We start from the raw sequence: 8,390 nt of genomic DNA on the forward strand, positions 1-8,390 counted from the left end.
CGACTTCGCACCGGGTGAGCGCATTAAAGCTTCTGGGGAGGGGTTCACCCCTGAACGTAGCGTACGCTACTCCATCGACTTCGAAGGCCGGACCGTTGAAGAATTTACTGTATCCACTGATGACCAGGACGACAACGGCCAGAATGAGGACTAACTTGTCGTTCGAGCCCTTAACGAAACGCAATAGCTGACATATTCTATGAGCCGGCTTCTACTGGAACTTCAGTAGAAGCCGGCCTTTTGCCTCAATATAGCCCGCTCAGCCCACTGCACCCCTTCCAAAGGCCTCAGCCGCGAACTAGCGTGGTTTTATAACATCCCGAATTTTGAGGGATGAAATGGAGGGAACTATGAGTCCGGAAGAAGTGACCACATCACCGCAGAAACCTGATCGCGGCAAATCAGCCAGCCGAGTTGGGATCTTCGGAATATTGGGAGCAATCGTCGGCCTGCTGATGGCGCTGTTCATCGGTTTTATGTTTCTTATAGGAGATTCCCGTCCAGATGCAGTGGCTTGGATCTTATTTGCAATCGGCGCTGTGATCGCGGTCGATCTTCTTCGACGGATCGTCAGAGCGGTGCGTATCTAACTGTCACAATCGCACTCTGGGCGCCATTGTGCCCACCCTGACCAACTGAACTCTGAGTCGCCGCTGGAGCTTCCGGTGGCAATATTGTAGGAGGCATACTATGACCAACGTGACCTCAGCAGAAGCCCAAGAACAATTACCCGGCTGGACCGTCGTGGACGGCCGCTTGGAAATCAGTGTTCGCGCCAAAGATTTTGAAGGTGCGATAGAATTCGTTAACCGGTTCGCCGATGTAGCCGAGGAGATGGATCACCATCCTGACTTCGACATCCGTTACAACACGATTCGCATGCGAGTAGTTAGCCACGACGTCGGAGGTCTCACCGACCGCGATACCAAATTTGCTGCAGAACTCGACAACCTCATCGACGATCTGGAACTCAAGCGCCAACCTAAAAAAGTTAGTCGCACCCATCTCGTCGTAGTTACTCCGGACATTGAAGCAATCCTGCCGTTTTGGAAGGCAGTATTGGACTTCAAAGAAACCAGCGGCGAAGACCAACCAACGATGCTCGTGGACCGTTCCGATGTGCTGGACCCGGTTCGTTTCGACCAGCGTGCGGATGCGAATATTCCAGAAGACGACGTCGACCCATCGGGTGGCCCGGTCAGCATGCATCTGGACGTTTTCGTTCCCGCTGAATTCGCTGAGCAACGCATGCAGAACGCGATTGAAGCCGGCGGCAAACTACTCAGCGAGGTTGACGCTCCGTCGATGTGGGAACTCGCTGATCTCGACGGTAACCGGGTGTACTTACGCAGTGAGCAGTCAAATACCTAAGCAGTTTCCGACGTGAAGCCCCAGGGCCGCCGGCGATTGCCCGGCCATGACCGACGGCCCTGGTAGGCCTGTTAGCGACTAAATACCCGGTCTTGTTGCTCGTGCTGTTCTTGGGCGGCCAACCGGACAGCTGCATTGCCAGGCCCATAATCTCGATATGAGCCAACGCGCTGGACCAGTTCGATGAACAAGCCGCCGATGGTCTCGGAATATAAGTGCAGAAATTCGCCATCTGCATTGCGGTCATACAGGATCCCGAGTGACTGCCAGCGTTCCACGGTCTCATCATCCAGGCCAAAGCGTGCTTGCAGATCCACATAGTAGTTTGTGGGAATCGGCAGTACTGCCAGGCCCGCATCAATGGCGGTTGCTGCTCGCTGTTCGAGGTCACTCACAGCTAAGGCGATATGGCCGGGGTAGCGGACGGGTTCACCGGAGCGATTGGTGTAGATTCGGGGCACCTGGTTGAAAATCCAACGGATACCGCCTTCGGGAGATTCCAACACTTGGGAATGTACGAGGCCACGCGGCGATGCCACATCTTGGCCTTCTAAAGCCGTGAGGCGCAGGGTTGCCAAGGTGAACAGCACGGAGGCGCCGAAGTGGTCGCGAGCCTCAGGAACATTGAGATGATCCAGCCGGATCGTGTTCGTGCTGGCTGCAAGCTGGTCGAGATCTGCACCAAATTCAATGGGCCACCCCGCAGACGTAGCGTCAACGAAAAACAGTTGCATACCGCCGGGGCCATACACACCGGGGAGCCGTACTTCATCGGCGGTCACCGGACGAGATACCACCGGTGCACCCAGGGCTCGAGCTCGCGCCAGGGCGTCATTGCTGTCAGTAACCTGCAGAGCCACGGAGCTGATGTAGGTGCCACCGCGAACATTGGGTGAGAGCACGACCTTGACGCCACCGGCCACAAACAGCTGGACGGATTTGCGTCGATGCTGACCAATAAATTTAAAGCCCAGCGCACCCAGCAGCGCACCACACTCATCGGGGGAGTCGGTGCTGATTTCGAGGTGGTCAATGACTTCGACGGGCTCGATTTTTGGCATCGCGGTCAGATGCTCGCGCACGGGGTTGTCCGGTGTGATGCGGCCACGGGCGCCCTGCTGGATCCATCGGAGGGAGCGGAGCCCGTCCGCGGCGGTAATATTGGTGTCGGTCTCACGGAATACATCATTGAAAATTTCTAATGACAGCGGACCCGTGTAGCCAGCTTCGGTCAAGTACGTCATGAATTCGACCATGTCGAAGCTGCCCTCGCCGGGGAAGACGCGGTGGTGGCGGGACCAGGGCAACAGGTCCATACCAAGGTCCTGGGCATCGGCCAATTGCACAAAGTAGATTTTCTCGGCCGGGATTTCTGGAATACGCGATGGGTCGTCAGCGCGAGAAAAAATATGGAACGAATCCAAGCAGACCCCCAGATTCGGATGGTCTGCTGCTTGGACCAGCTGCCAGCTGTGCCAGTAGGTGTTGACGTATCTGCCCCAGGCGAGCGCCTCATAGGCGATACGCATATCGTAGCGTTGAGCCAATTGTGCGGCTTGGCGCAGTTGGTCGGCGATGATCGTATCGTCGCTCACGGTTGCAGTTCCAGCGTTGGAAGGCACCAGAATCAGGTCCATCCCCAATTCCTGCATGAGTTGAAACTTTGCTTCCAACCGTTGCAGGTTCTTGGCAAATAGCTCGTCGCTCACGCCTTCCAGATCGCGGAAGGGCTGATACAGGTCCAAGGTCAGGCCTAGACGGTCGGCAAGCGCACGGATCTCGGCGGGGGAGGAAGGCGAGACGACCAAGTCGGATTCGAAGATTTCAATCCCGTCGAAGCCGGCAGCAGCACAAGCCTGCATTTTTTCTTCCAACGTTCCGGAAAGACACACGGTAGCGATAGATGTTTTCATGCGTGCTCCTTCAGTTGCCCCGCTAGTTGCTCGGCGGCAATAAGCGATTCGAGGTGCTTTTGCATGCGTGACCGGTCCGGTGTTCGTCCGGTGACTAGTTCAAACGTGTCAGCGGCTTGTCCCACTGCCATTGCCTGTCCTGGCATGACGGCGCATCCTAGAGCGGAGGCGGTTTCGATGAGTTCGGTGCGAGCTGGTCGATACACGATATCTGCTACCCAGTGTTCTGGTCGCAATAGTGCTGGGTCACAGGGGGTGCCTGGATGCGTGAACATGCCAATCGGGCTGGCATTGACTACCCCGGTGGCGTTCGGAAGCCAGGAGTGTGCTTGTTCGGGGCTGCCAGACCGCAGCTGCGGTGCAGTACGTACCGGCGCGTTGGCGCGGAGCTGTTCCACGAGTGCTTGGGCCCGGTCAGGTTCGGGATCCAACACGGACAACCGTGTCACGCCGGCACTCAACAGGGCGTCAGCCACAGCGGAACCAGCGCCTCCGGCGCCCAACAGGACAACGTCGTCGAGGTTCGCGTCGGGGAGTTCTCTGGCCAGTGCGGATGCGAAACCCGAGCGGTCAGTGTTGTAGCCGACGAGTCGACCGGCATCATTGAGCACGGTATTGCAGGCACCGAGTCGCTGCGCCGCGGGATCAATAGCGTCGAGAGCGTCTAACACCAGCTGTTTGCACGGGTGGGTGATGTTGAAAGCATTAAAGCCGAGTTCTACACCAGAGGACAGCAGCCTGCCCACATCGGTTGGCGGCAGTTTCAGCGTGTCCAAATCGATTGGGCGATACACAAAGCGCAATCCCTGGGCGGCGCCTTCTTGTTCTTGCATGGGTGGGGTCAGCGAAGGCGTTACGCCCTGGCCGATAAGTCCCATCAGATAACTCTGGGTGTTCATGCTCTCACTTCTAACGCGGCGGTTTCTTCCGGGGTGGTGTGCAGCTCATCTAGCTCTGCCAGAGTTGCCGAATTGGTTTCTTTGGCAGTCAGCGCGGCACCGGCAGCGAGTAGACAGATGATCATGGCAAACAGCGCTGGTAGCAGCCAGCCGGTTTGTTGTTCACCCGATAGCAGTGTGGCAATGACCGGTACAAATCCGCCGGACAGAGCAAACCCGATCTGGGTGCCCAGGGCCAGGCCGGTGGCGCGAACCCGGGTGGGGAACATTTCGGAATAGAAGGAGGGCCAAACGGCGTTTGCAGCCGAGTACATGGCGCCAGACATCAGGATGCCGCCCACAAAGATACCGATCCAGTTTTCCTGGGTGATCGAATACAGGTATGGGAACACGGTGACGGCGGAACCGAGGGCGCCGAAAACGAAGACCTTTTTGCGCCCGATGCGATCGGAGAGCCGGCCTGCGAACGGGATCGCGATCAGGGCCAGCAGGTTTGCTAGCACAGGAACCCACAGCAGAGTTGAGCGGTCGAGATCGTAGCCGTTGGTGGCGAAAGAAATGGCCCAGACAGTGATGAAGATATTGATTGTATTGATCAGTGCACACACGGTCACGCGCAAGACGGCTTTCCAGTGGAATCGCAGCGTCTGGGTGAGTGGCGACAGTGTGACAACTTCTTTACGCCGGGCCTCAAAGGAAGGTGGTTCTTCGAGGTGGCGACGAATCAGGTAAGCGACGACGACCACGACCGCAGAGATCCAGAACGGTATACGCCAGCCCCAAGAATAGAGCTGTTCCTCGGAAAGGAATGCGGTCAGGGGGATGAAAATACCGGTGGCCAGCAGTGTGCCAGCCTGAGTGCCATGCAGTGTCCAAGATGTGGTAAGACCGCGGTGCTGTTCATCGGAATGCTCCAGGGACACAGAGATGGCCGCAGCTTGTTCGCCCGATGCCGATAGGCCCTGGATGATACGGCATAGCACCAGCAGCAGCGGAGCGAGGACCCCTACCTCTTCATAGGTGGGCAGGAAACCAATGGCAAAGGTTGCGCCACCCATGGCGAATAACGTGAGCATCAGCACGAAACGTCGTCCAAGCTTATCTGCCAGCGGTCCCATGATCAGCGCGCCGAGCGGGCGAACCACGTAGGCAATGCCGACTGTGCCCATGGCTAACAGCACGGCGACACCGGGGTTGGTTTCTTCTGGGAAGAAGAGTTGATTGAGTACTAGTGCTGCCGCCGTGCCATATACCGCGAAGTCATAGTATTCAAGTGCTGAGCCAATCCAGCTCGCCAGCGCCGCCCGTCTGGGGGTGCGTTCGGGAAGCGCGTCGGAGTCCGCTGGGACCTTAGCTGCTGTTGCAGTCATAAGAGCACCAATCTTTCACTGTCTTCATTGCCAATATATGGCAATAGCTTCTAAATTCTGATAATCTATCATGAAGCGATCCAGGCTTGTGTGTCAAACTACATCGCTATGTGCTCTGGGATACCAGGGTCGATAGTCTGGGGCGAGTAAGCGAAGGCGTGAGTGTTGCCAGTTCCCCCTCGGGCAAGGGGTTGGAATTACTGGGGCTGACAGGCCAATGTCCAGCCGGAGAAGCAGCGTTGATGTTCGTGCGCGAATCCCAGGTTTCGGTCAATAGCCGATCCCCGGGGCTGAATGCCCCTGAGCGTTTTGGCTGTGGAGCTTATATGACGCAGCTAGCGGTGCTTGATCGTGTTTTGCCAACGGCCGATTCAAGGGTTGCAGCCTTGTCTCCCTAGGCGCGCTTGCCCCACGGACCGCGGACGTAGCGGATGCGGCCGAAAGCAATGATCATCGAGACGAGTGCCAGTCCGGAGAAGATCAGCAGCGTGACGTGGTAGGGCATGACCGGTAATAGGGCGGCGATGAAGGTTGGGAAGAGGAACCCGAGGTAGGTCAGTGCGTAGAAGAGTCCGGTTAGCCCGGCGAGGTCCTGCGCCGGTGCGATCACTTGGACTCGATACAACCCAGTAACCAAGACGGTGCCGTAACCCACGCCGAGGATCATGGCGGTGAAGACGCCCAGGATCGGGTTGGCTTGATAGGCCGTCAGCGCAGCGAGTGCGATACCAATGACGACGACGCCCAGGCCCAGCGGCAGCGCACGGCCCTTGAGTTTGCGGTCAATGCGCTGGGCGAAGGGTTGTACAAAGGCGCCGACTCCGAGGGTGAGTACGGCCATCATCGTGGCGTACAAAGTAGTGAATTCGCCGGTGGCATCCGCCAGTATCAGCGGTATGAGACCGTAGGCGATACCGCCAGCACCGAAGACCCAGGGTGCCGCGGTGGCAACTTTGATGAGGAAATCAGGGGTCTTGGCTGATGGGGTGCGCAGCTGGCGAACCCACGAATCTTGGGGTGGTCGCTGACGCGGGGTAGTGCCCACCGTTTCGGGAGCCATCGCAGTGGGGATGATCGTCAGCAGCAGCATCGAAATGGTGACGATAAACGGGACGATCGTTGGTGCGGGGACCCATTGGGCTAGTGCGCCGGTTACGGCAGCGCCCACCCCGAAGCCCAGTGTCATGGTCAATGATGGTCGACGCGCGCCGGCGCCGATGGTGGCTTTTGGGTCCCAGTCTCTGGAGGAAAGTTCCTTGATCCAGGACGTGCCCACGGACATGCCGATACCAACGGCCAGGCCGGCAAAGAATCGGCCGGTATAGAGCATGGCGATGGACGTCGGCCCCAACAGGATAATGAAGTTCCCCAGCGCGGATGAGATCAACCCGGCCATGGTCACCGGCTTTCGCCCGTACACATCTGACAGCGCCGCGGCGATCAGCAGGCCGGGGACCAGCCCCATGACGTAGGTGCCCAGTAAGAAGTTGGTTTGCCACGGAATCAGATTGGCGTGTTCGCCGTACAGCGGCAGCAGCGGCGTGAAGTGGTTGCCGCCCCAAGCCATGAAGAATAGAGAGGGTACAGCCAAAATCCATGGGGTCAGGTTCCTCATCAGTATCCTTCCTATTCGGCTGCTGTTTAGTGTAACGCCAACTTTGAAATAGCGAAGTTAGCCGGGCAACATTTCAGCTCACGAAGTTAACTAACACCACGTAGGTCAAGGTGCCCATGCCAATCGACGCCAGGGTGCGGCGGCCAAGGAGTAGGTGAGAAGCGATCGTCACGACGACGGCGGTTAGCAGCTTCCAGAGGTCTGCTTCGGGCGATGAGTAGGTTGAGTGGAGCAGGGCGATGGCCAGTAGGCCGAGAATCCCGGCAGGCATCCACAGGGCCATGACATTCACGAACTTCGATTCGCGCAGTTTCGCCAGGATGGCAAAGGGGAGCGCGCGCAGGGTGAAGGTCACCACGAACATGATGGCCAGCACGGCGATGATGTAGCCGGTTGCCGGTGTGTTGCTAGTTGCCAGCATGATCATAGAGGCCACCCTTTCTCCGAGCGGTGAAGTAGCGGATGGTCAGTAGGGCCATGAAGATGATCATGCCCGCAAAAATGATCTGGTCCGGGGTAATGAGTAGGGCAGCGAAAAATGCCACGGTAGCGATGATCAATGAGGGGAGCTGTTCTCGGGTCCGTACGGCGTCCAGGGTCAGCGTAATGAACAGTGCAAGCAGGGCGAAGTCGAGGCCGGCGATGGTGCCGGGAATCGCCCAGGCGACGGCGACCCCCACGAGTCCGCCCGCAACCCAGTAACAGTGCATTGAGATCTGTAGTGACAACAGGCGGGCGCTGGTCCAACCGGTCGGGTTTGCCGCAGTGACGGCGTAGGCCTCGTCGATCAGCGCGTGCATCGAGTAAACCTTGGCAATCGGGGTTTTGACCACGTGGAGCGGGAATGAAAAAGCGTAAAACACATGGCGGAAGTTTACGAAAAAGGTGGTAACGGCGATGGCAAGTAGTCCGGTACCAGCGGTCATCATGTCGACCATCAAAAATTCGAGCGAGCCTGCATAGCCGAAAATCGACAGGCCGGGGACCGCCCAGGCGGGGAGGCCGGATTGCGTGGCCAGTAGGCCAAATGCGATGCCGAGCGGGAAGAGGCCGAGGCCCGGCCCGATGCCCAGCTTTAGCCCGGTAAGAATTTCGTGGCGACGATTTTCTGGTGCCATAGATGACCCATTGTCCATTTTGACCATGATCGCAGGAACCTCGGCCTGCTGTCAAGGGACAATTTATTTTGCACGTTTAGGGACACGAGTTTTGCACGCTTTGA

At 57.8% G+C, this 8,390-nt stretch carries 8 protein-coding genes; 2 read left to right on the forward strand and 6 right to left on the reverse strand.

The features are described from left to right. Positions 1–350 precede the first annotated feature (350 nt). Positions 351–590, forward strand: a complete 240-nt coding sequence (locus L0H14_RS10835; RefSeq protein ID WP_301419086.1) for a hypothetical protein — start codon at positions 351–353, stop codon at positions 588–590. A 100-nt stretch (positions 591–690) separates the two neighbouring features. Further along, complete coding sequence (locus L0H14_RS10840) at positions 691–1,371, forward strand: 4a-hydroxytetrahydrobiopterin dehydratase (protein ID WP_301419088.1); 681 nt, start codon at positions 691–693, stop codon at positions 1,369–1,371. A gap of 71 nt (positions 1,372–1,442) precedes the next feature. Here L0H14_RS10840 and L0H14_RS10845 read toward each other — a convergent pair whose 3' ends face one another. The 6 genes from L0H14_RS10845 to L0H14_RS10870 all read right to left on the reverse strand — a co-directional run bounded on the left by L0H14_RS10845 (position 1,443) and on the right by L0H14_RS10870 (position 8,286). Beyond that, entirely contained in the window at positions 1,443–3,284 is a 1,842-nt protein-coding gene (locus L0H14_RS10845; RefSeq protein ID WP_301419090.1) for a sugar phosphate isomerase/epimerase and 4-hydroxyphenylpyruvate domain-containing protein, read from the reverse strand. Then, complete coding sequence (locus L0H14_RS10850) at positions 3,281–4,183, reverse strand: shikimate dehydrogenase (protein WP_301419091.1); 903 nt, start codon at positions 4,181–4,183, stop codon at positions 3,281–3,283. The genes L0H14_RS10845 and L0H14_RS10850 overlap by 4 nt, the downstream gene beginning before the upstream one ends. Next, positions 4,180–5,553 carry an MFS transporter gene (locus tag L0H14_RS10855; protein WP_301421809.1) on the reverse strand — a complete coding sequence of 458 codons (1,374 nt, stop codon included), beginning with the start codon at positions 5,551–5,553 and terminating at the stop codon, positions 4,180–4,182. Before L0H14_RS10855 ends, L0H14_RS10850 begins: the two co-directional genes overlap by 4 nt. Positions 5,554–5,947: 394 nt before the next feature. Beyond that, positions 5,948–7,168, reverse strand: a complete 1,221-nt coding sequence (locus L0H14_RS10860; protein ID WP_301418966.1) for an MFS transporter — start codon at positions 7,166–7,168, stop codon at positions 5,948–5,950. A 73-nt stretch (positions 7,169–7,241) separates the two neighbouring features. Next, the gene (locus L0H14_RS10865) at positions 7,242–7,595 is read right to left on the reverse strand and encodes a branched-chain amino acid transporter permease (RefSeq protein WP_301418964.1); all 354 of its coding nucleotides are present in this window, start codon (positions 7,593–7,595) and stop codon (positions 7,242–7,244) included. Next, positions 7,576–8,286 (reverse strand): AzlC family ABC transporter permease, encoded by a 711-nt coding sequence (locus L0H14_RS10870; protein WP_301418962.1) that lies wholly within the window; start codon positions 8,284–8,286, stop codon positions 7,576–7,578. Before L0H14_RS10870 ends, L0H14_RS10865 begins: the two co-directional genes overlap by 20 nt. Between the last annotated feature and the right edge of the window lie 104 nt (positions 8,287–8,390).

The organism is Yaniella sp. (assembly GCF_030453185.1).
In the GTDB taxonomy this organism is placed as follows: Bacteria; Actinomycetota; Actinomycetes; order Actinomycetales; family Micrococcaceae; genus Yaniella.